The sequence below is a fragment of the Streptococcus sp. HJ1 genome, assembly GCF_052399005.1.
GTDB lineage: Bacteria > Bacillota > Bacilli > Lactobacillales > Streptococcaceae > Streptococcus.
Genome location: NZ_CP199005.1, coordinates 220144 through 246062 on the forward strand (window position 1 = coordinate 220144; position 25919 = coordinate 246062).

19 protein-coding genes are annotated in these 25919 nt (G+C 43.9%); 18 read left to right on the top strand and 1 reads right to left on the bottom strand.

Going from position 1 to position 25919, the window contains the following annotated elements; translation table 11 throughout:
• Positions 1 to 36 precede the first annotated feature (36 nt).
• From glpO to ACT17O_RS01215, 13 genes are all read left to right on the top strand, one after another.
• Positions 37 to 1863 (top strand): type 1 glycerol-3-phosphate oxidase, encoded by a 1827-nt coding sequence (glpO, locus tag ACT17O_RS01155; protein ID WP_444817559.1) that lies wholly within the window; start codon positions 37 to 39, stop codon positions 1861 to 1863.
• Between the two features lie 69 nt (positions 1864 to 1932).
• A complete protein-coding gene (locus ACT17O_RS01160) occupies positions 1933 to 2637 on the top strand; it encodes an MIP/aquaporin family protein (RefSeq protein ID WP_444817560.1) in 705 nt (234 codons plus the stop codon).
• A 224-nt stretch (positions 2638 to 2861) separates the two neighbouring features.
• Complete coding sequence (locus ACT17O_RS01165) at positions 2862 to 2993, top strand: teichoic acid D-Ala incorporation-associated protein DltX (protein WP_008276434.1); 132 nt, start codon at positions 2862 to 2864, stop codon at positions 2991 to 2993.
• Positions 2994 to 3013: 20 nt separating this feature from the next.
• Entirely contained in the window at positions 3014 to 4564 is a 1551-nt protein-coding gene (gene dltA, locus ACT17O_RS01170; protein WP_217970478.1) for a D-alanine--poly(phosphoribitol) ligase subunit DltA, read from the top strand.
• Entirely contained in the window at positions 4561 to 5805 is a 1245-nt protein-coding gene (gene dltB, locus ACT17O_RS01175) for a D-alanyl-lipoteichoic acid biosynthesis protein DltB (RefSeq protein ID WP_444817561.1), read from the top strand. Before dltA ends, dltB begins: the two co-directional genes overlap by 4 nt.
• Positions 5806 to 5818: 13 nt before the next feature.
• The gene (dltC, locus tag ACT17O_RS01180; RefSeq protein WP_000351968.1) at positions 5819 to 6058 is read left to right on the top strand and encodes a D-alanine--poly(phosphoribitol) ligase subunit DltC; all 240 of its coding nucleotides are present in this window, start codon (positions 5819 to 5821) and stop codon (positions 6056 to 6058) included.
• Positions 6051 to 7319, top strand: coding sequence for a D-alanyl-lipoteichoic acid biosynthesis protein DltD (gene dltD, locus ACT17O_RS01185; protein ID WP_045610567.1), 1269 nt, complete (start codon positions 6051 to 6053; stop codon positions 7317 to 7319). Before dltC ends, dltD begins: the two co-directional genes overlap by 8 nt.
• Positions 7320 to 7456: 137 nt before the next feature.
• Positions 7457 to 9508, top strand: a complete 2052-nt coding sequence (gene nt5e / locus ACT17O_RS01190; protein ID WP_247929897.1) for a cell surface ecto-5'-nucleotidase Nt5e — start codon at positions 7457 to 7459, stop codon at positions 9506 to 9508.
• A 148-nt stretch (positions 9509 to 9656) separates the two neighbouring features.
• Entirely contained in the window at positions 9657 to 10097 is a 441-nt protein-coding gene (gene adcR, locus ACT17O_RS01195) for a zinc-dependent transcriptional regulator AdcR (RefSeq protein WP_001249328.1), read from the top strand.
• Positions 10097 to 10801 carry a metal ABC transporter ATP-binding protein gene (locus ACT17O_RS01200; RefSeq protein ID WP_001269483.1) on the top strand — a complete coding sequence of 235 codons (705 nt, stop codon included), beginning with the start codon at positions 10097 to 10099 and terminating at the stop codon, positions 10799 to 10801. Before adcR ends, ACT17O_RS01200 begins: the two co-directional genes overlap by 1 nt.
• Positions 10794 to 11600: a metal ABC transporter permease gene (locus tag ACT17O_RS01205; RefSeq protein ID WP_000950023.1), complete on the top strand. Its 807-nt coding sequence runs from the start codon at positions 10794 to 10796 to the stop codon at positions 11598 to 11600. Before ACT17O_RS01200 ends, ACT17O_RS01205 begins: the two co-directional genes overlap by 8 nt.
• A 9-nt stretch (positions 11601 to 11609) precedes the next feature.
• Positions 11610 to 13115 (top strand): zinc ABC transporter substrate-binding protein AdcA, encoded by a 1506-nt coding sequence (locus tag ACT17O_RS01210; RefSeq protein ID WP_247929898.1) that lies wholly within the window; start codon positions 11610 to 11612, stop codon positions 13113 to 13115.
• Positions 13116 to 13639: 524 nt separating this feature from the next.
• Positions 13640 to 15319 (top strand): alpha-L-fucosidase, encoded by a 1680-nt coding sequence (locus tag ACT17O_RS01215; protein ID WP_444817853.1) that lies wholly within the window; start codon positions 13640 to 13642, stop codon positions 15317 to 15319.
• Between the two features lie 36 nt (positions 15320 to 15355).
• Here the strand turns inward: ACT17O_RS01215 and ACT17O_RS01220 are convergent, their stop codons facing one another.
• Positions 15356 to 17443 carry a GH92 family glycosyl hydrolase gene (locus tag ACT17O_RS01220; protein ID WP_444817562.1) on the bottom strand — a complete coding sequence of 696 codons (2088 nt, stop codon included), beginning with the start codon at positions 17441 to 17443 and terminating at the stop codon, positions 15356 to 15358.
• Between the two features lie 170 nt (positions 17444 to 17613).
• On the opposite strand from ACT17O_RS01220, the gene ACT17O_RS01225 reads away from it, so the two are divergent.
• The 5 genes from ACT17O_RS01225 (at position 17614) to ACT17O_RS01245 (ending at position 25912) form a co-directional block, all read left to right on the top strand.
• Entirely contained in the window at positions 17614 to 18894 is a 1281-nt protein-coding gene (locus tag ACT17O_RS01225) for a glycoside hydrolase family 125 protein (protein ID WP_444817563.1), read from the top strand.
• 242 nt (positions 18895 to 19136) lie between these two features.
• On the top strand, positions 19137 to 21782 hold the full coding sequence (locus ACT17O_RS01230) for an alpha-mannosidase (protein ID WP_444817564.1): 2646 nt from the start codon (positions 19137 to 19139) through the stop codon (positions 21780 to 21782).
• Positions 21783 to 21881: 99 nt separating this feature from the next.
• Positions 21882 to 22751: an ROK family protein gene (locus ACT17O_RS01235; protein ID WP_444817565.1), complete on the top strand. Its 870-nt coding sequence runs from the start codon at positions 21882 to 21884 to the stop codon at positions 22749 to 22751.
• Positions 22745 to 24625 (top strand): beta-N-acetylhexosaminidase, encoded by a 1881-nt coding sequence (locus ACT17O_RS01240; protein WP_444817566.1) that lies wholly within the window; start codon positions 22745 to 22747, stop codon positions 24623 to 24625. The genes ACT17O_RS01235 and ACT17O_RS01240 overlap by 7 nt, the downstream gene beginning before the upstream one ends.
• 357 nt (positions 24626 to 24982) lie before the next feature.
• Positions 24983 to 25912, top strand: coding sequence for an ABC transporter permease (locus tag ACT17O_RS01245; protein ID WP_000714584.1), 930 nt, complete (start codon positions 24983 to 24985; stop codon positions 25910 to 25912).
• Positions 25913 to 25919: the final 7 nt, after the last annotated feature.

Below are 25919 nucleotides of genomic sequence, written 5' to 3' on the forward strand. Positions count from 1 at the left end.
GAAGAATAAAGCGACTCAGTTAGAAAGTGTGTAAATATGGAATTTTCAAAGAAAACACGTGAATTATCAATTAAAAAAATGCAGGAACGTACTCTGGACCTCTTAATTATCGGTGGAGGAATCACAGGGGCTGGTGTAGCCTTACAGGCGGCAGCTAGCGGTCTTGAGACTGGTTTGATTGAAATGCAGGACTTCGCAGAAGGAACATCCAGCCGTTCAACAAAATTGGTTCACGGAGGTCTGCGTTACCTCAAACAATTCGACGTAGAAGTGGTATCAGATACAGTTTCTGAACGTGCAGTGGTTCAACAAATCGCTCCACATATTCCAAAACCAGATCCAATGCTTTTACCAGTTTATGAAGAAGATGGAGCGACCTTTAGCCTCTTCCGTCTGAAAGTAGCTATGGACTTGTACGACCTCTTGGCAGGAGTTAACAACACACCAGCTGCTAACAAGGTTTTGAGCAAGGAAGAAGTTTTGGAACGCCAGCCAAACTTGAAGAAAGAAGGTTTGGTAGGAGGTGGGGTTTACCTTGACTTCCGTAACAACGATGCGCGTCTTGTGATTGAAAACATCAAACGTGCCAACCAAGACGGTGCCCTCATTGCCAACCACGTGAAGGCAGAAGGCTTCCTCTTTGACGAAAGTGGCAAGATTACAGGTGTTGTAGCTCGTGATCTCTTGACAGACCAAGTCTTTGAAATCAAGGCCCGTCTGGTTATTAATACAACAGGTCCTTGGAGCGACAAGGTACGCAATTTGTCTAATATGGGAACCCAATTCTCACAAATGCGTCCAACTAAGGGAGTTCACCTGGTAGTGGATTCAAGCAAGATCAAGGTTTCACAACCAGTTTACTTTGACACAGGTTTGGGTGATGGCCGTATGGTCTTTGTTCTCCCACGTGAAAACAAGACATACTTTGGTACAACTGATACAGATTACACAGGTGACTTGGAACATCCAAAAGTAACTCAAGAAGATGTAGACTATCTGCTTGGCATTGTCAACAACCGCTTCCCAGAAGCTAACATCACCATTGATGATATCGAAAGCAGCTGGGCAGGTCTTCGTCCATTGATTGCAGGCAATAGCGCTTCTGACTACAATGGAGGAAATAACGGAACCATCAGTGATGAAAGCTTTAACAACTTGATTGCGACTGTTGAATCTTATCTCTCTAAAGAAAAAACGCGTGAAGATGTTGAGTCTGCTGTCAGCAAGCTTGAAAGCAGCACATCTGAGAAGCATTTGGACCCATCTGCAGTTTCACGTGGTTCGAGCTTGGACCGAGATGACAATGGCCTCTTGACCCTTGCTGGTGGTAAAATCACAGACTACCGTAAGATGGCTGAAGGAGCTATGGAGCGCGTGGTTGACATCCTCAAAGCAGAATTTGAACGTAGCTTTAAACTCATCAATTCTAAGACTTACCCTGTTTCAGGTGGGGAATTGAACCCAGCAAATGTGGACTCAGAAATCGAAGCCTTTGCGCAACTTGGAGTGTCACGTGGTTTGGATAGCAAGGAAGCTCATTACCTAGCAAATCTTTACGGTTCAAATGCACCGAAGGTCTTTGCTCTTGCTCATAGTTTGGAACAAGCACCAGGACTCAGCTTGGCAGATACCTTGTCCCTTCACTATGCAATGCGCAACGAGTTGGCTCTGAGCCCAGTTGACTTCCTTCTTCGTCGTACCAACCACATGCTCTTTATGCGTGATAGCTTGGATAGTATCGTTGAGCCAGTTTTGGATGAAATGGGACGATTCTATGACTGGACAGAAGAGGAAGAAGCAGGCTACCGTGCGGATGTCGAAGCAGCTCTCGCTAACAACGATTTAGCAGAATTAAAAAATTAAGAAAAAATAAAAGAGGCGACGGGCAGGACTCCTAGTCTACCCCTCCTTCTTTTTAATGGAGACAGAAAGATGATGAATGAATTATTTGGAGAATTTTTGGGAACTTTAATCCTGATTCTTCTAGGAAATGGTGTTGTTGCAGGTGTGGTTCTTCCTAAAACCAAGAGCAACAATGCAGGTTGGATTGTGATTACTATGGGTTGGGGGATTGCAGTTGCGGTTGCAGTATTTGTATCTGGCAAGCTCAGTCCAGCTCATTTAAACCCAGCTGTGACCATCGGTGTGGCCTTAAAAGGTGGTCTGCCTTGGGCATCAGTATTCCCTTATATCTTAGCTCAGTTCGCAGGGGCTATGCTCGGTCAGATTTTGGTTTGGTTGCAATTCAAGCCACATTATGAGGTAGAAGAAAATGCAGGAAATATTTTGGCTACTTTCAGCACAGGCCCAGCTATAAAAGATACTGTATCAAACTTGATTAGCGAAATCCTTGGCACCTTTGTATTGGTATTGACAATCTTTGCTTTGGGACTTTATGACCTTCAAGCAGGAATCGGAACCTTTGCAGTGGGAACTTTGATTGTCGGTATCGGTCTATCACTAGGTGGGACAACAGGTTATGCCTTGAACCCTGCACGTGATCTTGGACCTCGTATCATGCACAGTATCCTTCCAATTTCAAACAAGGGAGACGGAGACTGGTCTTATGCCTGGATTCCTGTTGTGGGACCTGTTATCGGTGCAGCCTTAGCAGTTCTCGTATTTTCACTTTTCTAAGATAAAAGAGTTATTGGCAACAGAGTTTGAGATGGAAATCTCAGGCTCTTTTTTGATGGCCAAAACATTAATATTTTAACTTATCTTAAAATAAGCTAAAACCAATTTTTAAGTTATGGTAAACAGTTGAAAAAAAGGTTGATAAAGTGGTAAAATGTTAGGAAGATAAGATGCTAACAATACATACTGATAGTTAATAGAAACAATATATTAATGGATAGCTTATGAAAAAACAACGAAATTTACATGTATTCTTAGGCCGGACGGCTCTATATTTTGTAATCTTGCTTGGTTTGCTTTATTTTTTTAGTTACCTTGGTCAGAGCCAAGGCACCTTTATTTATAATGAGTTCTAGTTTAAAGGAGAAGAGGAACAGTGTCTAATAAACCGATAAAAGATATGATTGAAACGATTGAGCACTTTGCTCAAACGCAACCAACATATCCTGTCTACAATGTTTTAGGTCAAGAACATACTTATGGTGAACTGAAGGCTGATTCGGATAGTTTGGCTGCAGCTATCGACCAACTAGGCTTGCCTGATAAATCTCCAGTCGTCGTTTTTGGTGGTCAGGAATATGAGATGTTGGCTACCTTTGTAGCGCTAACTAAGTCAGGTCACGCCTATATCCCAATTGATAGCCATTCGGCCTTGGAACGAGTTTCTGCTATCGTAGAAGTTGCAGAGCCAAGCTTGATTATTGCTATCTCAGATTTTCCATTAGAGCAAACTAGCACACCGATGCTGAATTTAAAGCAAGTCCATGAAGCTTTTGCTCAAGCTTCCAGCTACGAGATGACCCATCCAGTCAAGGGAGATGACAACTACTACATCATCTTTACTTCTGGTACGACTGGTAAGCCTAAGGGAGTGCAGATCTCCCATGATAATCTCCTCAGCTTTACCAACTGGATGATTACAGATAAGGAATTTGCGACGCCAAGTCGTCCGCAAATGCTGGCTCAGCCCCCTTATTCTTTTGACCTATCTGTCATGTATTGGGCGCCAACCTTGGCACTGGGTGGCACGCTTTTCGCTCTTCCTTCAGCCATTACTCAGGACTTCAAAAAACTCTTTGCGACAATTTTTTCCTTGCCCATTGCTATCTGGACCTCAACACCGTCCTTTGCAGATATGGCCATGTTGTCAGAAGACTTTAACAGTGAGAAAATGCCTGGCATCACGCATTTCTACTTTGATGGTGAAGAATTGACGGTCAAAACTGCTCAAAAACTACGTGAGCGATTCCCAGATGCCCGTATTATCAATGCTTACGGTCCAACAGAAGCGACAGTAGCCCTGTCAGCAGTTGCCGTGACGGACGAGATGTTGAAGACTCTCAAACGCCTGCCAATCGGCTATACCAAGGCGGATTCTCCGACCTTTGTCATTGATGAGGAAGGTAAGAAAGTTCCAAATGGTGAGCAAGGAGAAATCATCGTTTCTGGGCCAGCTGTTTCAAAAGGCTATATGAATAATCCTGAAAAAACGGCAGAAGCTTTCTTTGAGTTCGAAGGTCTTCCAGCCTACCACACAGGGGATGTAGGAACTATGACAGATGAGGGCTTGCTTCTCTATGGTGGACGCATGGATTTCCAGATTAAGTTTAATGGTTATCGCATTGAGCTGGAAGATGTCTCTCAAAACCTCAACAAGTCTCGCTTTATCGAGTCGGCCGTTGCTGTCCCACGTTATAACAAGGACCACAAGGTACAAAATCTACTGGCCTATGTCATCCTAAAGGACGGTGTCCGCGAGAAGTTTGAACGCGATATCGATATTACCAAGGCTATCAAGGAAGACCTAGCAGATATCATGATGTCTTATATGATGCCGTCTAAGTTTCTTTATCGAGATAGTTTGCCGCTAACGCCTAATGGTAAAATTGATATCAAGGGCTTGATTAACGAGGTAAACAGTAGATGATGGAGCTTTATAAACAGCTACCTCATTTGGAACCTTATGGTGATCTTCAGTACTTTTTATATGTAATTGTTGCGACTTTACCTATCTTTATCGGTCTTTTTTTCAAGAAACGTTTTGCCTTGTATGAGGTGCTTGTTAGTCTCTTCTTTATCGTGACCATGTTGGTCGGTGGAAAGACGAATCAAATAAACGCTTTGATCCTTTACGTTATCTGGCAAGTACTGCTTGTATCTTTCTACAAAAGGTACAGGAAAAAACGGGATAGTAAATGGATATTTTACCTGGTTAGCTTTTTATCCCTATTGCCTATCGTCTTTGTGAAAGTATCTCCTGCTATTCATGGACCTCAATCTTTGTTTGGATTTTTAGGGATTTCTTACTTGACCTTTCGTGCAGTTGGGGTTATCGTTGAGTTGAGAGACGGTGTCATCAAGGATTTAACGATTTGGCAATTCTTACGTTTTCTTCTTTTTATGCCGACTTTCTCAAGTGGTCCTATTGATCGTTTTAAACGTTTCAATGAAAATTACGAGACCATTCCTGAGCGGGATGAGCTGATGGATATGCTAGAAGAGGCTGTCAAGTATATCATGCTTGGCTTTCTCTACAAGTTTATCTTGGCCCATATTCTAGGAGAGATTTTGTTGCCTCCTTTAAAGAACTTGGCCCTGCAGACTGGTGGCTTCTTTAACCATTATGCCCTAGCAGTCATGTATACCTTTGGTTTGGAATTGTTCTTTGATTTTGCAGGCTACTCTATGTTTGCCTTAGCCATTTCAAACTTGATGGGTATTCATAGCCCTATCAACTTTAACAAGCCCTTTTTGTCAAGGGATTTAAAGGAGTTTTGGAATCGTTGGCATATGAGCCTGTCTTTCTGGTTCCGTGATTTTGTCTTTATGCGAATGGTGATGGTCTTGACTAGAAAGAAGATCTTTAAGAATCGCAATGTGACTTCAAGTGTCGCCTATATTGTAAATATGCTGATTATGGGATTTTGGCACGGAGTGACCTGGTACTACATCGCCTACGGACTCTTTCATGGGATTGGACTGGTCATCAATGACGCTTGGGTTCGCAAGAAAAAAGCACTCAATAAAGAACGCAAAAAAGCTGGGAGGGCTACCTTGCCTGAGAATCGCTGGATTCAGTTGCTTGGCATGGTTGTCACCTTCCATGTCGTGATGGTTTCATTCTTAATCTTTTCTGGATTTTTGAATGATTTATGGTTTAAAAAATAAAAGGATATAAAAAATGGATATCAAATCAGAAGTTATTGAAATTATTGATGAGTTGTTTATGGAAGATGTTTCTGACATGATGGATGAAGATCTTTTTGATGCCGGTGTCTTGGATAGTATGGGAACGGTTGAATTGATTGTTGAGATTGAAAACCGTTTTGACATTCGTGTTCCAGTGACGGAGTTCGGTCGTGATGACTGGAATACGGCTAATAAAATCGTAGCAGGTATTACGGAGTTGAAGAATGCTTAAACGCTTGTGGCTGATCTTCGGGCCTCTGCTTCTTGCTAGTATTCTTGTTTTCTTACTAATCTTTTTCTATCCAAACAATCCAAGTCATAATTTGATGGAAGAGAAATATTCTGCAGCAGCGATTAGTTCGGAAAGTTTTAAAGAGAGAAGTCAAAAAGTGAGAGCCTTTACGGAACCAAATATGCGCTTTATTCCGTTTTTTGGCTCAAGTGAGTGGATTCGTTTTGATAGCATGCACCCAGCGGTCTTGGCGGAGAAGTATAGCCGTCCCTACCGTCCTTACTTTTTGGGGCAAGCAGGAGCAGCTTCTCTCAATCAGTATTTCGGCATGCAGCAGATCTTGCCAGAAATCGAGGAAAAGCAGGCGGTATTTGTCATTTCGCCTCAGTGGTTTACAGAGGAGGACTATGAGCCAGCATTCTTCCAAAACTACTTTAACAACGATCAGTTGACAGCCTTTCTAGAAAATCAATCGGGAGATATAGCAGCCAAACATGCAGCTAAACGTCTCTTAAAGCAAAATCCTGGAGTCTCTATGAAGGGGATCGTTGAGAAGCTGTCAAAGGGTGAGGAATTATCAGAGATCGACCATGCTATTATCAAGGCTTTTGCACGTTTTAATGAGCGTCAGGCCTCTCTATTTGGGCAATTTTCCATTCGAGGAAAACTCAAGTACAAGGAACACGTGGAGAACTATTTAAAAGATCTTCCAGATCAATTTTCTTATGAAGAGTTAGAAAAAATTGCTCGAAAGGATGCAGAAGCCAATACCAATAATAACGATATGGGAATTGAAAATCAATTTTATAAGACCCAGGTGAAAGACTACCTCGAGAAGTATAAGGGCTATCAAAAAAATTACAATTTCCTCAAGTCGTCTGAATATAATGATTTGCAGTTGGTTCTCAATCAATTTGCAAAATCAAAGGTCAATGTCCTTTTTGTGATCCAGCCTGTCAATAAAAAATGGATGGCCCATACAGGGCTCAGCGAGGAAATGTACCAACATGCTGTGGAAAAAATTCGTTACCAGTTAGAAAGTCAAGGCTTTACCAACATTGCTGACTTTTCTAAAAAAGGCGGAGATCCCTACTTTGTTAAGGATACTATTCATATTGGCTGGTTGGGCTGGCTGGCTTTTGATAAGGTTGTCAATCCCTTCTTGACGGATCCAACTCCAGCTCCAGACTACCAGATGAATGACCGCTTCTTTAGCACGGACTGGGCGACCTATGATGGGAACATCAAAGATTTCCAATAAAATGAGTTAAAAGTTTGGGATTTGAATCCAAGCTTTTTTGTTTAAATGGCGAATATTTAAGATGCAAATAGGTCAAAAGTTTCAAAATTTTTAGAAATAGCGTATAATATAAAAGAGAAAAAGAAAGGGATTTTAAAATGAACAAACGTTCTTTGTTACCTGTCTTATCGACAGCCCTGTTAACTCCAGCCTTCTTAGCTGGACAAGTATACGCTGAAGAAGCGACAACTCCTGCAGAAAGTTCAGCTGTCGTAGCGACTCCAGCTACGTCGGCGACTCCAGCTCCTGTTGAGAGCCCTGCGGTACCGGAAACTTCAGCAACTTCAGAAGCGGTTGCACCTGCAGAAACTCCGTCAGCTCCTGCTGAATCTACTAAAAGCGAAGAAAAGGACACCGTTATCTTACACACTAATGATGTCCATGGTCGTATTGTAGAGGAAAAGGGAGTAATTGGTGATGCTAAGTTAGCGACTGTCATTGAGCAGGAACGCGCGAAATCAAATCAAAATACTCTGGTTGTTGATGCGGGAGACGCTTTCCAAGGTTTACCGATTTCCAACTCTACAAAGGGTGAAGCACGCGCCGAAATTCTTAATCAGATGCAGTATGATGCCATGGCAGTAGGAAATCATGAGTTTGACTTTGGTTTAGACGAAGCTAAGAAATACAAGGAAATCTTGAAATTCCCATTACTTAGTTCAAATACCTACGTCAATGGTGCTCGTCTCTTTGAAGCTTCTACAATCGTTGATAAAGATAAGACTGTGGAAGGCGATGAATTTGTTGTAATCGGTGTGACAACACCTGAAACAGCTACCAAAACTCACCCTAAAAATGTCAAAGGGGTAACTTTTACAGATCCAATCTCTGAAGTCAATAAGGTCATCGAAGAAGTTCAAGCCAAGGCGCGTGCAGAAGGTAAGGACTACAAACACTATGTTGTGCTCGCTCACTTGGGTGTTGATACTACAACCCCAGTCGAATGGCGCGGTTCAACCTTGGCAGAAGCCTTGTCTAAAAATCCTCGTTTGAAAGGGAAACGCGTAACAGTAATCGACGGTCACTCTCATACAGTAGAATCAACGACCTATGGAGATAATGTTACCTATAACCAGACGGGAAGCTACCTTCATAATGTAGGAAAAATCACCTACAAATCACGTCAGCTTTTGGGTAATCCTACGTTGATTGCGGCTGCAGATGCTAAAAAATTACCAGCTAATCCTACAGTTGAAAAACTGGTCAAAGACATTAAACAAAAATACGATGCTGAAAATGCGGTTGAGATTGTCTCAAACAGCCCTGTAGAACTAAACGGTGATCGTGAAAATGTTCGGGTCCGTGAAACCAACCTCGGAAACGTCGTGGCAGACTCGCTCTATCAGTATGGTCAAACAGGATTTAGCCATCCGACAGACATCGCTGTGACAAATGGTGGTGGCTTGCGTGAAACCATTGCAAAAGGCAAACCAATCACTAAAGGAAATGTCATTGCTGTTCTTCCGTTTGGAAATACCATCTCACAAATCCAAGTGACGGGGCAACAAGTTTTGGATATGTTTGAAAAATCACTCGGATCTATCTTGCAGGTCGATAAGGATGGCAAGAAGGTCTTGGATGAGAACGGACAACCATTGTTAGAGCCAAGTGGTGGTTTCTTGCAAGTTTCGGGTGTGAAGGTCTACTATGATACCAACCTACCATCAGGCAAACGTGTCTTGGCCATCCAGGTTAAAAACCGTGCAACAGGTCGTTATGAACTACTGGACCTCGCAAAAACCTACTATCTTGCAACCAATGATTTCTTAGCTGCGGGTGGTGATGGCTACACTATGTTGGGTGGCGCTCGTGAAGAAGGCCCATCTATGGATGCAGCCTTTGCAGAGTATCTGAAAACCGCTGATTTGACCCAGTATGAAAAGATCAATCCGAACTCACGGACGATTTCTGTGGATTCTACAACTTTTAGTCTACCAGTAGAAACGCCTCAAACGAATGCGGCTGCTAACGATGCGACTACAAATGTGCCATTGACTTATGAGGTGGCAGGTCAATTTAGCAAGAAGGCAGTTGTCTCAGAAAAAGCTCTCCCAAATACAGGAAGTGAACAGTCCATCTTCTTGCTCTTGATGGGAATGGTAGCTGGTTTGGCAGGTATCTTATCGAGTCGAAAACCAAAGCAAAAATAGGTTAAATTTTACATCTAGAAGAGTCTAGGGAAACGTTTTTACGCCTTTTTCCCTTGACTCTTTTTTGGTTTATGATATAATTAACCAGTAAAGAATCGGTGGCTATCTCTATTTTTTACGAAAAAGATAGCTAGGGAAGGAGTAACACATGAGACAGCTTGCACAGGAAATCGATAACTTTTTAAACGAGGTGATCTTGAGATCTGAGAACCAGCATGAAATTCTAATCGGGCATTGCACAAGTGACGTAGCCTTGACCAATACTCAGGAACACATCCTCATGCTCTTGTCCGAAGAATCCCTAACCAACTCGGAGTTGGCCCGTCGCCTCAATGTCAGTCAGGCGGCAGTGACCAAGGCTATCAAGTCTTTGGTCAAAGAGGGTATGTTAGAGACATCTAGAGATCCAAAAGATGCGCGTGTGATTTTTTACCAACTGACAGAACTAGCTCGACCAGTGGCAGAGGAACACCACCATCATCATGAACACACGCTCTTAGCCTATGAACAAGTAGCAAGTCAGTTTACTCCAAATGAACAAGAAGTTATCCAGCGGTTTTTAACTGCTTTAGTAGGAGAAATCAAATAATGCGGTATATTACAGTAGAGGACTTATCTTTCTATTATGATAAAGAACCTGTCCTCGAGCATATCAACTACAGTGTTGATAGTGGGGAGTTTGTTACCCTGACTGGTGAAAATGGAGCTGCCAAGACGACGCTGATCAAGGCGAGTCTAGGTATCCTGCAACCAAGATTTGGTAAAGTAACCATCTCAAAGACAAATACTCATGGGAAAAAGCTTAGGATAGCCTATCTTCCCCAGCAAATTGCCAGTTTCAATGCTGGCTTTCCAAGTACAGTTTATGAATTTGTCAAGTCGGGTCGCTATCCTCGAAAGGGCTGGTTCCGTCGCTTGAATGCTCATGATGAGGAACATATCAAGGCCAGTCTAGACTCGGTTGGTATGTGGGAACATCGTGACAAACGAATTGGCTCCCTTTCTGGTGGGCAAAAGCAACGAGCAGTGATTGCTCGGATGTTTGCTTCTGACCCAGATATCTTTGTCTTGGATGAGCCGACGACAGGGATGGATGCAGGGAGCAAAAATGAATTTTACGAACTCATGCACCATAGTGCTCATCACCATGGCAAGGCTGTTTTGATGATTACCCATGACCCTGAGGAGGTCAAGGACTATGCAGATCGCAATATTCATCTAGTTCGTAACCAAGATTCGCCATGGCGTTGTTTCAACGTTCACGAAAGCGACCAGGAGGTGGAACATGCTTAGTTTGTTATCTTATGACTTCATGCAGCGTGCCTTCTTGGCGGTCATTGCCATGAGTCTCTTTTCTCCAGTTCTTGGGACCTTCCTTATCTTACGTCGTCAGAGTCTCATGAGCGATACCCTCAGCCACGTTTCTCTATCAGGAGTAGCCTTTGGTCTGGTTTTGGGAATTTCTCCAACCATTTCAACCATTGCTATTGTCTTAATCGCTGCGGTCTTTCTAGAGTATCTCCGGACAGTCTATAAGAACTTTATGGAAATCGGAACTGCCATCCTCATGTCTACAGGGCTTGCAGTCTCCCTTATTGTGATGAGTAAGGGGAAAAGTTCGAGTTCCATGAGTTTGGACCAATATCTCTTTGGTTCGATTGTAACCATTAGCCAGGAGCAGGTGATTTTCCTCTTTGCCATTGCGGCGGTCGTTTTACTCTTGACTTTCTTATTCTTGCGACCAATGTATATCCTGACTTTTGATGAGGATACGGCCTTTGTGGATGGCTTGCCAGTTCGTACCATGTCTATCCTCTTTAACATGGTGACAGGGGTGGCCATTGCCCTTATGATTCCAGCTGCAGGAGCTCTTCTGGTATCGACCATTATGGTCTTGCCGGCTAGTATTGCCCTTCGTTTGGGGAAAAACTTCAAATCCGTTATGTTACTAGCCAGCGCTATTGGCTTTTTGGGAATGGTGGCAGGACTTTATATTTCCTACTATGCGGAAACACCTGCTAGCGCTAGTATCACCATTATCTTTGTAGCTGTCTTTTTGTTAGTCAGTCTACTGAAACGTTTTATCAAATAGGAGAATGAAATGAAAAAACTGAGCTTACTACTGGCTAGTCTATGTGCCCTGTTTTTAGTGGCTTGTTCCAATCAAAAACAGGCAGATGGGAAACTCAATATCGTGACAACCTTTTACCCTGTCTACGAATTTACCAAGCAAGTCGCAGGAGATACTGCTAATGTAGAACTTCTAATTGGTGCTGGTACAGAACCCCATGAGTACGAACCGTCTGCCAAGGCAGTTGCCAAAATCCAAGACGCAGATACCTTTGTCTATGAAAATGAAAACATGGAAACTTGGGTTCCAAAATTGCTAGAATCCTTGGATAAGAAAAAAGTGAAAACCATCAAGGCGACAGGCGATATGCTCCTCTTGCCAGGTGGTGAGGAAGAAGAGGAGGGGCATGATCATGGTGGTGAAGGTCACCATCACGACTACGATCCCCACGTTTGGCTTTCACCAGCACGCGCCATCAAACTGGTAGAGCATATCCGTGACAGCTTGTCAGCAGATTATCCTGATAAAAAAGAGACTTTTGAGAAGAATGCGGCTGCCTATATCGAAAAATTGCAAGCATTGGATAAGGCCTACACAGATGGCTTGTCTCAAGCTAAACAAAAGAGCTTTGTTACCCAGCACGCTGCCTTTAACTACCTTGCCTTGGACTACGGCCTCAAGCAAGTATCCATCTCAGGTCTCTCACCAGACGCAGAACCGTCAGCAGCACGTTTGGCAGAATTGACAGAGTATATCAAGAAAAACAAGATTTCTTACATCTACTTTGAAGAAAATGCCTCACAAGCCCTAGCTAATACACTCTCAAAAGAAACAGGTGTCAAACTAGACGTGCTCAATCCGCTAGAAAGTCTAACAGAAGAAGCAACCAAGGCTGGTGAGGACTATATCTCCGTGATGGAGAAAAACCTCAAGGCTTTGAAACAGACAACGGATCAAGAAGGACCAGAAATCGAGCCAGAGAAGGAAGAGAATACCAAGACAGTTCACAATGGTTACTTTGAGGATGCAGATGTCAAAGACCGTACCTTGAGTGACTATGTAGGCAACTGGCAGTCAGTTTATCCTTTCCTTGAGGATGGAACCTTTGATCAAGTCTTTGACTACAAGGCTAAGTTGACTGGTAAGATGACCAAGGATGAGTATAAGGCCTACTATAGAAAAGGCTATCAGACAGATGTGACTAAGATCAACATTACTGATAATACTATGGAATTTGTTCAAGGTGGTCAAAGCAAGAAATTCACCTATAAGTATGTCGGCAAGAAAATCTTGACCTATAAGAAAGGCAATCGTGGTGTGCGCTTCCTCTTTGAAGCGACAGATGCGGATGCTGGACAGTTCAAGTATGTTCAGTTTAGTGACCACAATATCGCCCCAGTTAAGGCAGGACATTTCCATATCTTCTTTGGAGGTACTAGCCAAGAAGCCCTCTTTGAAGAGATGGATAACTGGCCAACCTACTACCCAGATAACCTATCTGGCCAAGAAATCGCTCAAGAAATGTTGGCGCATTGATGCAAGAGAGAATCCCGCAAATTTGCGGGATTTTTTGCTAGAAACGATTAGGTTGTTAGGTATTATAGTACCACAGTTGTGCTGTTCACAATGTGATAAAGTAGTCATTTTCTACTGGCTGATTCTCACTAGCTGGCGAATGCAAAAGCTACGATTGTACAAATTATAGAATCTTTTCAGGGTATTTAGGAAGGGAGCTTAGTCATATTGACGCTACTATCGCTTTTTGTTATAGTCAAGGAGAGAGCGGTCTGGAACCATAGTTTATTCACAGTCTGTGGATAAGTCTAGGAGAAAATGACATGCAACTCAGGGTGTTGAAGTATCCTGATAATAGTTCCGTATATTAGTGACTTTCTAGAAAACTAGTAGAAACCCTAGTATAAAGGTATTTGACAAAGTTTTGTTTAGGGTGAAAGCTTCCAAGTCTAAAAGCTGGAGTCTGAAAAGACTAGTTTTTAGGTATGTTTTCTTATCCACAAGTTGTGGATAACTTTGTGAACAAGAGAAAGAGACATGAGATGATGACAAACATAAAACCACATGGGCCATTACCAAGCCAGGCCCAGCTGGATTATTTAGAGGATGAACTAGCTGCCTTTATCCACTTTGGCCCCAATACCTTTTATGACCAAGAATGGGGAAGTGGGCAAGAGGATCCTATGCGTTTTAACCCGACCAAGTTAGATGCGCGTGAATGGGTTCGGGTACTCAAAGAAACAGGTTTTAAAAAACTGATTTTGGTGATCAAGCACCATGATGGTTTTGTCCTCTACCCGACAGCTTATACAGACTATTCGGTCAAGGCTAGCCCTTGGAGGGGTGGAAAGGGGGACTTGCTCCTTGAGGTTTCCAAAGCTGCGACTGAGTTTGACATGGACATGGGAGTGTATTTGTCTCCTTGGGATGCTCACAGTCCCCTCTATCACGTGGACCGAGAAGCGGACTACAATGCCTACTATCTGGCTCAATTGAAGGAAATCTTGTCAAATCCTGCCTATGGGAATGCCGGGAAGTTCACTGAGGTGTGGATGGATGGTGCTCGAGGGGAAGGGGCCCAGAAGGTCAACTATGAGTTTGAGACCTGGTTTGAAACCATTCGTGACTTGCAGGGCGATTGTTTGATTTTCTCAACTGAGGAAACCAGTATTCGCTGGATTGGAAATGAACGGGGCTATGCAGGGGATCCCTTGTGGCAAAAAGTCAAACTAGACCAGTTAGGAACAGAGGCGGAATTAGATTATCTACAGCACGGAGACCCCTTGGGGACGCTGTTTTCAATCGGCGAGGCAGATGTTTCTCTTCGGCCAGGCTGGTTTTACCATGAGGATCAGGATCCTAAGTCTCTCGAGGAGTTGGTCGAGATTTATTTTTACTCGGTAGGGCGGGGAACACCTCTCTTACTCAATATTCCGCCTAATAAAGATGGACTCTTTGACGAAAAGGATATCCAGCGTCTCTATGAATTTGCTGCCTACCGTGACGAACTTTATAAAGAAGATTTGGCTCTGGAAGCCAAGGTATCTGGCCCTGATCTATCACCAGACTTTGCCTGTCATCATCTGACAGATGGACGGAGGATCAGTTCGTGGGCAAGTGATGCAGAGTTGCCAGTCCAACTAGAGCTCGATTTAGGATCACCTAAAACTTTTGATGTGATTGAGTTAAGAGAAGATTTGAAGTTGGGGCAACGCATCGCTGCTTTCCATGTTCAGGTAGAGTTGAATGGTGTCTGGCAGGAGTTTGGATCTGGTTATACTGTTGGCTACAAACGTCTCTTACGAGGATCAGTCGTTGAGGCGCAGAAGATACGTGTGACCATTACAGAGGCACAGGCTTTATCTTTGTTGACCAAAATTTCACTCTATAAAACACCTACCTTGTCGAAAAAAGAAGCTGTTCAACAGCTAGAGTTTTCAGAAAAAAGTCTAGCTGTGACCAAGGGAGAAAATGTCCACTTTACAGTTAAGCGAAGAGAATCTAACAGTCCTTTAGAAGCTAAGATTTCGATTCAACCAGGGACGGGTGTGCATGGTGTCGCTTATCGGGACGAGATTCAAGTCCTTGCGTTTCAAGTTGGCGAGACTGAAAAAAAGCTAACGCTACCAACCTTGTATTTTTCAGGAGATAAAAGCTTAGATTTTTATCTGAATTTGACGGTAGCTGGTCAGCTTGTTGACCAGCTTCAGGTCCAAGTTTCATAAAAGAAGAACCTTTGCGCGATGCAAAGGTTCTTTTGGTTAGGAGTGATTTGGTAGCCAGCTGAGGGTGAAGGTCAGTTGCTCAGCTTTCAAAAGGTCTTGGTGTTGAATGCTAGATACTGGCACCTTGTCCAATCGGCATTCTTTGACAAAGTTGAAGTGGCTGTGGTTTTGCTTGGTATGGATATCCAGCCATTTATTTTCCTTAGCCAGGTAGATACGGAGATGGTCAAAGAGAGGAATTCCGAGATCGTAACTTGGTTTGCCTGGACAGGTCGGGTAGAATCCAAGAGCTGACCAGATATACCAAGCAGAGAGACTGCCATTGTCCTCATCGCCAGGATAGGCTTGCCAGCTGGGGTGAAAGGCTTTCTGACGTAGCGTCTTGATGAGAAGAGCGGTATAGTCAGGGTAGTCGCTGTAGCGGAAGAGATAAGGAATGTGGAAGCTAGGCTGGTTGGAAATGGCGATTTGCCCAAAAGGAGCGGTAGCCATCTCGCTCATCTCGTGAATCTCGTAACCATAGCCAGTCGTCTCAAAGAGGGGAGCATCTTGACAGGCTTTCAAAAGATAGTGGCTGAAGTCTTCTTTTCCACCCATGAGTTGACGCAAACCTGGGATGTCATGGAGGACACCTAAAGTCGCTTGAATGGCAGAGCATTCGGCGTAGTCGCGTCCCCAACTATAGGGAGAGAAGTCAGGACGGAAGTTGCCTTGACGATCTCGCGCTCGCATGTAACCTGTTTCAGCATCAAATAGATGACGGTAATTTTGAGACGCAGTTCTATAAGTTTCCGCGATGTCATTCTGACCAAGCTTTTCGGCACAGTTGGCGATACAAAAGTCACTATAGGCGTAGTCTAGAGTATGGCTGACGCTTTCGTAGTGGTCGGTAGAGAGGTAGCCCAGCTCTTGGTATTGGGTTAGTCCGTGGCGACCATTGATGCCGAGAGGATCGGACTTGGTGGCTGTCTCCAGCATAGCTTGGAGGAGTTCTTCTTCCAAGTCAGGAGCCATGTCCTTGCAGGCGCTATCTGCGATAATACCATCTAAAAGGGTACCAGGCATCATACCACGCTCGTCTGGAGCCAGCCACTTTGGAAGGAATCCAGTATCGCGGTAGCTATTGAGGAAACCTTCTAGAAAGCGGTGATAGTGTTCCGGTATGATAAGGGCAAAGAGGGGAAAGGTGGTGCGGAAGGTATCCCAGAAACCATTGTTGCTAAAGAGGACACCAGGCTTGACAGTACTAGTAGACAAATCCATGTGGATGTTCTGCCCTGACTCGTTCACCTCATAAAATGTCTGTGGGAAGAGGAAGAGTCTGTAGAGGCAGTGATCAAAGAAGATTCGGTCGGCTTCCCCTGTCTCCACGATATCAAAACGGTGGAGGAGATTTTCCCAGTCTGCTTGGGCATTTGCTTTACAGCTATCAAAGTCCGTTTGAGGTAGATTAAATAGCGCTTGAGAAGGAGAAATAAAGGAAGTCGCTAGTTGAATCTCGGCTTGACTGCTTGCTAAGTCAATTCGCCAGTCTCCCTCTTCTTGTGTGATAGCAAGAATATCCGTATTCATTTGTAAAGCAGTAAACAGTATCAGCGGATTTTTGTTGGTCTCTGTTTTTCCCTCTTGACGCAGGGCTAGAGTCCGCTTATCTACTTGCTCCACTGTCAGTTCATCTGCTGTGTGAAGATAGAGGGAGAGAGCTTTGCCTTGCTTTTGCTCCAAACGAATAGAAGCGCCATAGCAAGTCGGTGTGAGCTGGGTTCCAATCTGATAGCGCAGGGAGAAAATCTTCAGATAATGAGGCTGGAAAGAGGCCTTATCCATATCATAGGAGGATTGACGGTGAAAGAGGCTGTCTCCACCTAGCTGGCCTGTAACAGGTGTCAGAAGGAGCCAAGAGTAGTCCCCAATCCAAGGACTGGGTTGGTGGGTTAATCGAATCCCTTGAAAAATGGGCAGATGCGGATCGAAAAACCAAGCTCCCTCCTGGTCACTGGTCTGAGGCACAAAATAATTCATCCCGAAAGGGACGCCCGTGTAGGGCAGGGTATTTCCTCGAGAAAAGGCGTGTTTGCTGGCAGTCCCAAAGCGGGTATCGATGGTTTCAAGTAGTGTTTTCATAGTCTTTCCTTTAGCTGTTTTTCTACATTATATCAGAAAAATGAGACCTTTAGATATGGGGTTCGAAAGTAAGCAATTTTGTAGAAAAATGACTATCATTTGTGTATGTATTTTCTGTCTCAAAAACTATATACTGAACATGAAACTTGTTTGAAAGAGGAAACTGCACGATGATTTATTCGAAAGAAATTGTTAGAGAATGGCTGGATGAAGTAGCAGAGCGGGCTAAGGACCATCCGGAGTGGGTGGATGTCTTTGAGCGTTGCTATACAGACACCTTGGACAATACGGTTGAGATCCTAGAAGATGGTTCAACCTTTGTACTCACAGGGGATATTCCTGCCATGTGGCTTCGGGATTCGACAGCCCAACTTAGACCCTACCTGCATGTGGCAAAAAAAGATCCTCTCTTGCGTCAGACCATTGCAGGTTTGGTCAAGCGTCAAATGACCCTAGTACTCAAAGATCCTTATGCCAACTCCTTTAACATTGAGGAAAACTGGAAGGGCCACCACGAGACTGACCATACCGACCTTAATGGTTGGATTTGGGAACGCAAGTATGAGGTGGACTCGCTTTGCTATCCTTTGCAGTTGGCTTATCTCCTTTGGAAAGAGACTGGCGAGACCAGTCAGTTTGATGAGACTTTTGTCGCAGCGACCAAGGAAATTCTTCATCTATGGACAGTGGAGCAAGACCACAACAATTCACCTTATCGTTTTGTCCGTGATACGGACCGCAAGGAAGACACCTTGGTAAATGATGGATTTGGACCTGATTTTGCAGTGACAGGTATGACCTGGTCAGCTTTCCGACCGAGTGATGACTGCTGTCAGTATAGCTATTTGATTCCGTCCAATATGTTTGCGGTAGTAGTCTTGGGTTATGTGCAAGAAATCTTTGCAGAACTAGACCTAGCTGATAGCCAAAACATCGTGGAAGACGCTAAACGCCTGCAAGCTGAAATCCAAGAAGGAATCGAAAACTACGCTTACACCACTAACAGCAAGGGCGAAAAGATTTACGCCTTTGAAGTGGATGGTTTAGGGAATGCTAGCATCATGGATGACCCAAACGTACCAAGTTTGTTGGCTGCGCCTTATCTGGGCTACTGCGACATTGACGATGAGGTTTACCAAGCAACTCGTCGGACCATTCTGAGCCCTGAAAATCCATACTTCTACCAAGGAGAATACGCTAGCGGTCTCGGAAGTTCTCATACCTTCTATCGCTATATCTGGCCCATTGCCCTCTCTATCCAAGGCTTGACAACAAGAGATAAGGCAGAGAAGAAATTCTTGCTCGATCAGCTCGTTGCTTGCGATGGTGGCACAGGTGTTATGCACGAAAGCTTCCACGTGGACGACCCAACTCTCTACTCTCGTGAATGGTTCTCTTGGGCCAACATGATGTTCTGTGAATTAGTCTTGGATTATCTAGATATCCGCTAATGCTCTTCGAAAATCTCTTCAAACCACGTCAGCTTCGCCTTGCCGTAGGTATGGTTACTGACTTCATCAGTTCTATCCACAACCTCAAAGCAGTGCTTTGAGCAGACTGCGGCTAGCTTCTTAGTTTGCTCTTTGATTTTTATTGAGTATAAGGAGCTCGCTTTAGTTTCACCGATTCGTGTCAGAATCACACCTTTACATTTAAAACGTTAAAATTTAAATTTAGAATGAGGTTTTACTTCATGGAAAATGTTGTTGTACATATTATCTCACATAGTCACTGGGACCGTGAGTGGTACTTACCTTTTGAAAGCCACCGTATGCAGTTGGTGGAATTATTTGATAATCTTTTTGACCTTTTTGAAAATGACCCTGAGTTCAAGAGTTTCCACTTGGATGGCCAAACCATTGTCCTCGATGACTATTTGGAAATTCGCCCTGAAAATCGCGACAAGGTCCAACGTTACATTGACGAAGGCAAACTCAAAATTGGTCCCTTTTACATCTTGCAGGATGATTACTTGATTTCAAGTGAAGCCAACGTCCGCAATACCTTGATTGGTCAAGCAGAATGTGCAAAATGGGGCAAATCCACTCAGATTGGTTACTTCCCAGATACCTTTGGAAATATGGGACAAGCTCCTCAAATCCTTCAGAAATCAGGCATTCACGTGGCAGCTTTTGGGCGTGGTGTGAAGCCGATTGGATTTGACAACCAAGTCCTCGAAGATGAGCAGTTTACTTCCCAATTTTCAGAAATGTACTGGCAGGGTGCAGACGGAAGTCGTGTTCTCGGTATCCTCTTTGCCAACTGGTACAGTAATGGAAATGAAATTCCAGTTGATAAGGATGAAGCCCTGACCTTCTGGAAACAAAAATTGTCAGACGTGCGTGACTATGCTTCGACCAACCAATGGTTGATGATGAACGGCTGTGACCACCAGCCTGTACAGCGCAATCTGAGCGAAGCCATTCGTGTGGCCAATGAACTCTTCCCAGATGTGACTTTTGTGCATAGTTCCTTTGATGACTATGTTCATGCAGTAGAAAGTGCTCTACCTGAGCAACTATCTACCGTTACGGGTGAGTTGACCAGTCAAGAAACAGACGGTTGGTATACACTTGCTAACACTTCTTCATCCCGTATTTACCTCAAACAAGCTTTCCAAGAAAATAGCAACCTCCTAGAACAAGTAGTGGAGCCATTAACGGTCATCACTGGTGGGCACAACCACAAGGACCAGTTGACCTATGCTTGGAAAGTCCTTCTACAAAATGCGCCACATGACAGTATCTGTGGCTGTAGCATGGACGAGGTTCACCGTGAGATGGAAACACGTTTTGCCAAGGTCAACCAAGTCGGAAACTTCGTTAAGACCAATCTTCTCAACGAGTGGAAGGGTAAAATTGCAACCCACGAAGCCCAAAGCGACCATCTCTTTACGGTCATCAACACAGGCTTGCATGACAAGGTTGACACTGTCAGCACAGTTATTGATGTGGCGGTTTGTGATTTCAAAGAATTGCACCCAACAGAAGGCTACAAGAAAATGGCAGCCTTGACCTTGCCAAACTACCGTGTCGAAGACTTGGAAGGACATGCTATAGAAGCGAAAATCGAAGATCTGGGAGCTAATTTTGAGTATGATTTGCCAAAAGACAAGTTCCGTCAGGCTCGTATCGCTCGACAAGTGCGCGTGACAGTGCCTGTTCACTTAGCACCACTTTCTTGGACAACCTTCCAATTGCTTGAAGGAGAACAAGAACACCGTGACGGTATTTACCAAAACGGAGTGATTGATACGCCATTTGTAACGGTCAGTGTGGATGATACTATCACAGTCTACGACAAGACAACTCATGAAGCTTATGAGGATGTTGTTCGCTTTGAAGACCGTGGTGACATCGGAAACGAGTACATCTATTTCCAACCAAAAGGAACAGAACCTATCTACGCCGAGCTGAAAGGCTATGAGGTCTTGGAAAATACAGCTCGTTTTGCCAAGATTTTGCTCAAACATGAATTGACAATTCCAGTAAGTGCAGACGAAAAACTGGATGGAGAACAAAGAGGCATTATCGAGTTTATGACGCGTGAAGCTGGGCGCTCAGAAGAATTGACAACCCTTCCTCTGGAAACAGAGATGACCGTCTTTGTTGACAATCCACAAATCCGTTTCAAGACTCGCTTTACCAACACCGCTAAGGACCACCGTATCCGTCTCTTGGTTAAGACTCATAACACTCGTCCAAGCAATGACTCTGAAAGCATCTATGAGGTGGTGACAAGACCAAACAAACCAGCTGCTTCTTGGGAAAATCCTGAAAATCCACAACACCAACAAGCCTTTGTCAGCCTTTATGATGATGAAAAAGGAGTGACGGTGGCAAATAAAGGATTGCATGAGTATGAAATCCTTGGAGACGATACCATTGCCGTGACCATTCTTCGTGCCTCAGGTGAGTTAGGTGACTGGGGTTACTTCCCGACACCAGAGGCTCAGTGCTTGCGTGAGTTTGAAGTTGAGTTTACACTTGAGTGCCACCAAGCAGGGGAACGCTTCTCCGCTTTCCGTCGTGCCAAAGCCTTTCAAACACTATTCACTAGTCTTCAGGTCGCTAAACAAGAAGGAAGTGTGGCAGCGACTGGCAGCCTCTTGAGCCATGCGGCGCTCAGCTTACCACAAGTCTGCCCAACAGCCTTTAAGGTAGCTGAAAATGAAGAAGGGTATGTACTTCGTTACTACAATATGAGTCAAGAAAATGTGCGTATATCAGAGCAGCAACAAACCATTTTGGACTTGCTTGAACGACCATACCCCGTTCATTCAGAACTCTTAGCACCACAAGAGATTCGCACAGAATTGATCAAAAAAGAAGACATTTAACAGTTTTAAAGTGTTCTATAACTAATACTATGAGATAGAAAGGAGGGGCGAAAAAGTAAGGGCTAACTGCTGATTCGCCCCTTTTTACGGTAAAGAACAATGATCATTGCAACCATTGATATCGGAGGGACCGGTATAAAATTTGCTAGTCTAACTTCCGATGGAAAAATACTAGATAAGACAAGTACTCCAACGCCAGAAAGTTTGGAGGATTTACTGACTTGGCTAGACCAACGTCTGTCAGAGCAAGATTATAAGGGCATTGCTATGAGCGTTCCAGGCGCGGTCAATCAAGAAACAGGTGTGATTGAGGGAATCAGTGCTGTACCTTACATCCATGGCTTTTCTTGGTATGAGGCTCTTGCTCATCATCAGCTACCTGTCCATCTAGAAAATGATGCCAACTGTGTTGGACTGAGTGAACTGCTAGCACATCCAGAGATTGAAAATGCAGCCTGTGTCGTGATTGGTACAGGAATCGGTGGGGCCATGATTATCAATGGAAAACTTCACCGTGGTCGACACGGCTTGGGTGGAGAATTTGGCTACATGACAACCATTGAACCAGCTGAAAAACTCAACAACTGGTCGCTACTAGCCTCTACAGGAAATATGGTTCGCTACGTAATTGAAAAATCTGGTCAGACTGACTGGGATGGTCGCAAGATTTACCAAGAAGCTGCAACAGGAAATGCCCTTTGCCAAGAAGCTATTGAGCGCATGAACCGCAATTTGGCGCAAGGCTTGCTCAATATCCAGTATCTGATCGATCCAGATGTCATTAGTCTGGGAGGCTCTATCAGTCAAAATCCAGAGTTTATCCAAGGCGTCAAAAAAGCTGTTGATGCATTTGTTGAAACCTACGAAGAATATACGGTCGCACCAGTTATCCAAGCCTGCACCTATTATGCAGATGCTAATCTCTACGGTGCCCTTGTCAACTGGCTACAGGAGGAAAACCAGTGGTAACATTTACAGGACTTAGTCCCAAACAAACTCAGGCAATCGACTTGCTGACAAAACATATCTCTTTACCAGATGTGGAAGTTGTAGTCGCTCAGTCTGACCAAGCCTCTATCTCTATCAAGGGTGAAGGTGGACATTATCAACTAACCTATCGCAAACCTCACCAACTCTATCGCGCCTTGTCCTTGTTGGCAACAGCTCTAGCAGAAGGTGACAAAGTAGCGATTGAAGAGAAGGCAGCTTATGAAGAGTTGGCCTATATGGCAGACTGTTCTCGAAATGCAGTTTTGAATGTCGCTTCTGCCAAGCAGATGATTGAGGTCTTGGCTCTCATGGGCTACTCAACATTTGAGCTTTATATGGAAGACACCTACCAGATTGAGGGGCAACCTTACTTTGGTTACTTCCGTGGAGCTTATTCAGCTGAAGAGTTACAGGAAATCGAAGCCTACGCCCAGCAGTTTGACATGACCTTTGTGCCTTGCATCCAGACCTTGGCCCACTTGTCAGCCTTTGTCAAATGGGGTGTTAAGGAAGTGCAAGAACTCCGTGATGTGGAGGACATTCTCCTTATTGGCGAAGAAAAGGTTTATGACCTGATTGATGGCATGTTTGCCACTCTATCTAAACTGCAGACTCGCAAGGTTAATATCGGGATGGACGAAGCCCACTTGGTTGGTTTGGGACGTTACCTCATTTTGAACGGTGTTGTGGACCGTAGTCTCCTCATGTGCCAACACTTGGAGCGCGTATTAGATATTGCTGACAAGTATGGTTTCCATTGTCAGATGTGGAGTGATATGTTCTTCAAACTCATGTCAGCAGATGGCCAGTACGATCGCGATGTGGAGATTCCTGAGGAAACTCGTGTCTACCTAGATCGTCTCAAAGACCGTGTAACCTTGGTTTACTGGGACTATTATCAGGATAGCGAGGAAAAATACAACCGCAACTTCCGCAACCATCACAAGATTAGTCATGACCTTGCCTTTGCAGGTGGTGCTTGGAAGTGGATCGGTTTCACACCCAACAACCATTTCAGCCGTCTTATTGCTCTTGAAGCCAACAAAGCCTGTCGTGCTAATGACATCAAAGAAGTCATTGTAACGGGTTGGGGGGATAATGGTGGGGAAACTGCCCAGTTTTCTATCCTGCCAAGCTTGCAAATCTGGGCAGAACTCAGCTACAGCAATGACCTAGACCGTCTGTCTGCTCACTTCAAGACCAATACAGGTCTATCAGTTGAGGACTTTATGCAGGTTGACCTTGCCAATCTCTTGCCAGACTTGCCAGGCAATCTCAGTGGTATCAATCCCAACCGCTATGTTTTGTATCAGGATGTTCTCTGTCCTATTCTTGATAGACACATGACACCTGAACAGGACAAACCACACTTTGCTCAGGCAGCTGAGACGCTTGCTGAAATTAAAGAAAAAGCAGGAAATTATGCTTATCTCTTTGAAACTCAGGCCCAGTTGAACCAGATTTTAAGTAGCAAGGTGGATGTAGGTCGCCACATTCGTCAAGCCTATCAAGCAGGTGATAAAGAGAGTTTGCAACAAATCGCTCGGGAAGAATTGCCAAAACTCAGAAGTGAGATTGAAACCTTCCACAAGCTCTTTAGCCACCAATGGTTAAAAGAGAATAAGATCTTTGGCTTGGATACAGTCGATATCCGTATGGGCGGACTTTTGCAACGTATCAAACGAGCAGAAAGCCGTATCGAAGCCTATCTGTCTGAGCAGATTGATCGCATCGACGAGCTAGAAGTTGAAATCCTACCATTTACTGACTTCTACGCAGACAAGGACTTCGCAGCCACAACAGCCAATCAGTGGCATACCATTGCGACAGCTTCAACGATTTATACGACTTAATACTCTTCGAAAATCTCTTCAAACCACGTCAGCTTCGCCTTGCCGTATAGATGTTACTGACCTCGTCAGTTTTATCTGCAACCTCAAAGCAGTGCTTTTAGCAGCCTGCGGCTAGCTTACTAGTTTGCTCTTTGATTTTCATTGAGTATAAAAACAAGAACAGTGTCCCTTGTTCAGAGTGTTTCTCGTGAAACCTATTTCTTATAAAAAACTTCTCCACAAAAAATAATTTGTGGAGTTTTTTCTATAATTAGTAGTTTAACCTAGCCTTCAAATAGGAGTATACTAATAATGTAATCGTTATCAAACCTAAAAATTCGATGAAATCAGTTTTTAGGAATAAAAAGGGAGGAAATTATGAAAAAGTTTTCAAAGACCTTGAGAGATAACTGGATCTTTCTCTTGATGGTTTTACCAGGGGCACTCTGGTTGATTCTATTCTTTTACATTCCAGTATTTGGGAATGTGGTCGCCTTTAAAGACTACCATATGACCAGTAATGGTTTCATAGATAGTATTGTGAATAGTAAATGGGTCGGGTTAGATAATTTCAGATTCTTGTTTAGTTCAAAAGATGCCTTTATCATCACTCGAAATACCGTTCTTTACAATCTCGGCTTTATCTTTATCGGTTTGATTGTATCAGTAGGGATTGCCATCATCCTCAGCGAGCTTCGCTCTAAGAGAATGGTTAAAATTTTCCAAACGTCTATGTTGTTCCCTTACTTCCTGTCATGGGTTATCATCAGTTTCTTTACAGATGCCTTCCTAAACATTGACAAAGGGGTCTTCAACCATTTCCTAACATCCATTGGCATGAAGGAAGTCAACTTCTACGCTGACTTAGGCATTTGGCCATATCTTCTCCTTTTCCTAGGTATTTGGAAAGGCTTTGGATATAGCAGTGTCATGTATTATGCGACAATCATGGGAATTGATCCAACCTACTACGAAGCAGCAACAGTGGACGGGGCTAGCAAGTGGCAACGCATTCGCAACGTAACCATTCCTCAGTTGACTCCGCTTGTAACAGTCTTGACCATCCTTGCAGTCGGAAATATCTTCCGTGCAGACTTTGGTCTCTTCTATCAAATCCCACACAATGCTGGTCAGCTTTACAATGTAACCAACGTTTTGGACGTATATGTCTTTAATGGTTTGACTCAGACAGCAGATATCGGTATGGCTTCAGCAGCCGGTCTTTACCAATCCGTTGTCGGCTTGATACTGGTTATCCTATCAAACTTGCTTGCAAGACGAGTTGATCCAAACTCAGCTTTGTTCTAGAAAGGAG

Bases quoted from the DNA above. Each gene is read 5' to 3' on its own strand.
- ACT17O_RS01230 (WP_444817564.1), top strand. From the start codon at position 19,137: ATGGAAAATGTTGTTGTACATATTATCTCACATAGTCACTGGGACCGT.
- ACT17O_RS01245 (WP_000714584.1), top strand. From the start codon at position 24,983: ATGAAAAAGTTTTCAAAGACCTTGAGAGATAACTGGATCTTTCTCTTG.
- glpO (WP_444817559.1), top strand. From the start codon at position 37: ATGGAATTTTCAAAGAAAACACGTGAATTATCAATTAAAAAAATGCAG.
- nt5e (WP_247929897.1), top strand. From the start codon at position 7,457: ATGAACAAACGTTCTTTGTTACCTGTCTTATCGACAGCCCTGTTAACT.
- ACT17O_RS01215 (WP_444817853.1), top strand. From the start codon at position 13,640: ATGACAAACATAAAACCACATGGGCCATTACCAAGCCAGGCCCAGCTG.
- dltB (WP_444817561.1), top strand. From the start codon at position 4,561: ATGATGGAGCTTTATAAACAGCTACCTCATTTGGAACCTTATGGTGAT.
- ACT17O_RS01200 (WP_001269483.1), top strand. From the start codon at position 10,097: ATGCGGTATATTACAGTAGAGGACTTATCTTTCTATTATGATAAAGAA.
- ACT17O_RS01225 (WP_444817563.1), top strand. From the start codon at position 17,614: ATGATTTATTCGAAAGAAATTGTTAGAGAATGGCTGGATGAAGTAGCA.
- ACT17O_RS01235 (WP_444817565.1), top strand. From the start codon at position 21,882: ATGATCATTGCAACCATTGATATCGGAGGGACCGGTATAAAATTTGCT.
- ACT17O_RS01210 (WP_247929898.1), top strand. From the start codon at position 11,610: ATGAAAAAACTGAGCTTACTACTGGCTAGTCTATGTGCCCTGTTTTTA.
- ACT17O_RS01160 (WP_444817560.1), top strand. From the start codon at position 1,933: ATGATGAATGAATTATTTGGAGAATTTTTGGGAACTTTAATCCTGATT.
- dltC (WP_000351968.1), top strand. From the start codon at position 5,819: ATGGATATCAAATCAGAAGTTATTGAAATTATTGATGAGTTGTTTATG.
- ACT17O_RS01220 (WP_444817562.1), bottom strand. From the start codon at position 17,443: ATGAAAACACTACTTGAAACCATCGATACCCGCTTTGGGACTGCCAGC.
- dltD (WP_045610567.1), top strand. From the start codon at position 6,051: ATGCTTAAACGCTTGTGGCTGATCTTCGGGCCTCTGCTTCTTGCTAGT.
- ACT17O_RS01165 (WP_008276434.1), top strand. From the start codon at position 2,862: ATGAAAAAACAACGAAATTTACATGTATTCTTAGGCCGGACGGCTCTA.
- ACT17O_RS01205 (WP_000950023.1), top strand. From the start codon at position 10,794: ATGCTTAGTTTGTTATCTTATGACTTCATGCAGCGTGCCTTCTTGGCG.
- adcR (WP_001249328.1), top strand. From the start codon at position 9,657: ATGAGACAGCTTGCACAGGAAATCGATAACTTTTTAAACGAGGTGATC.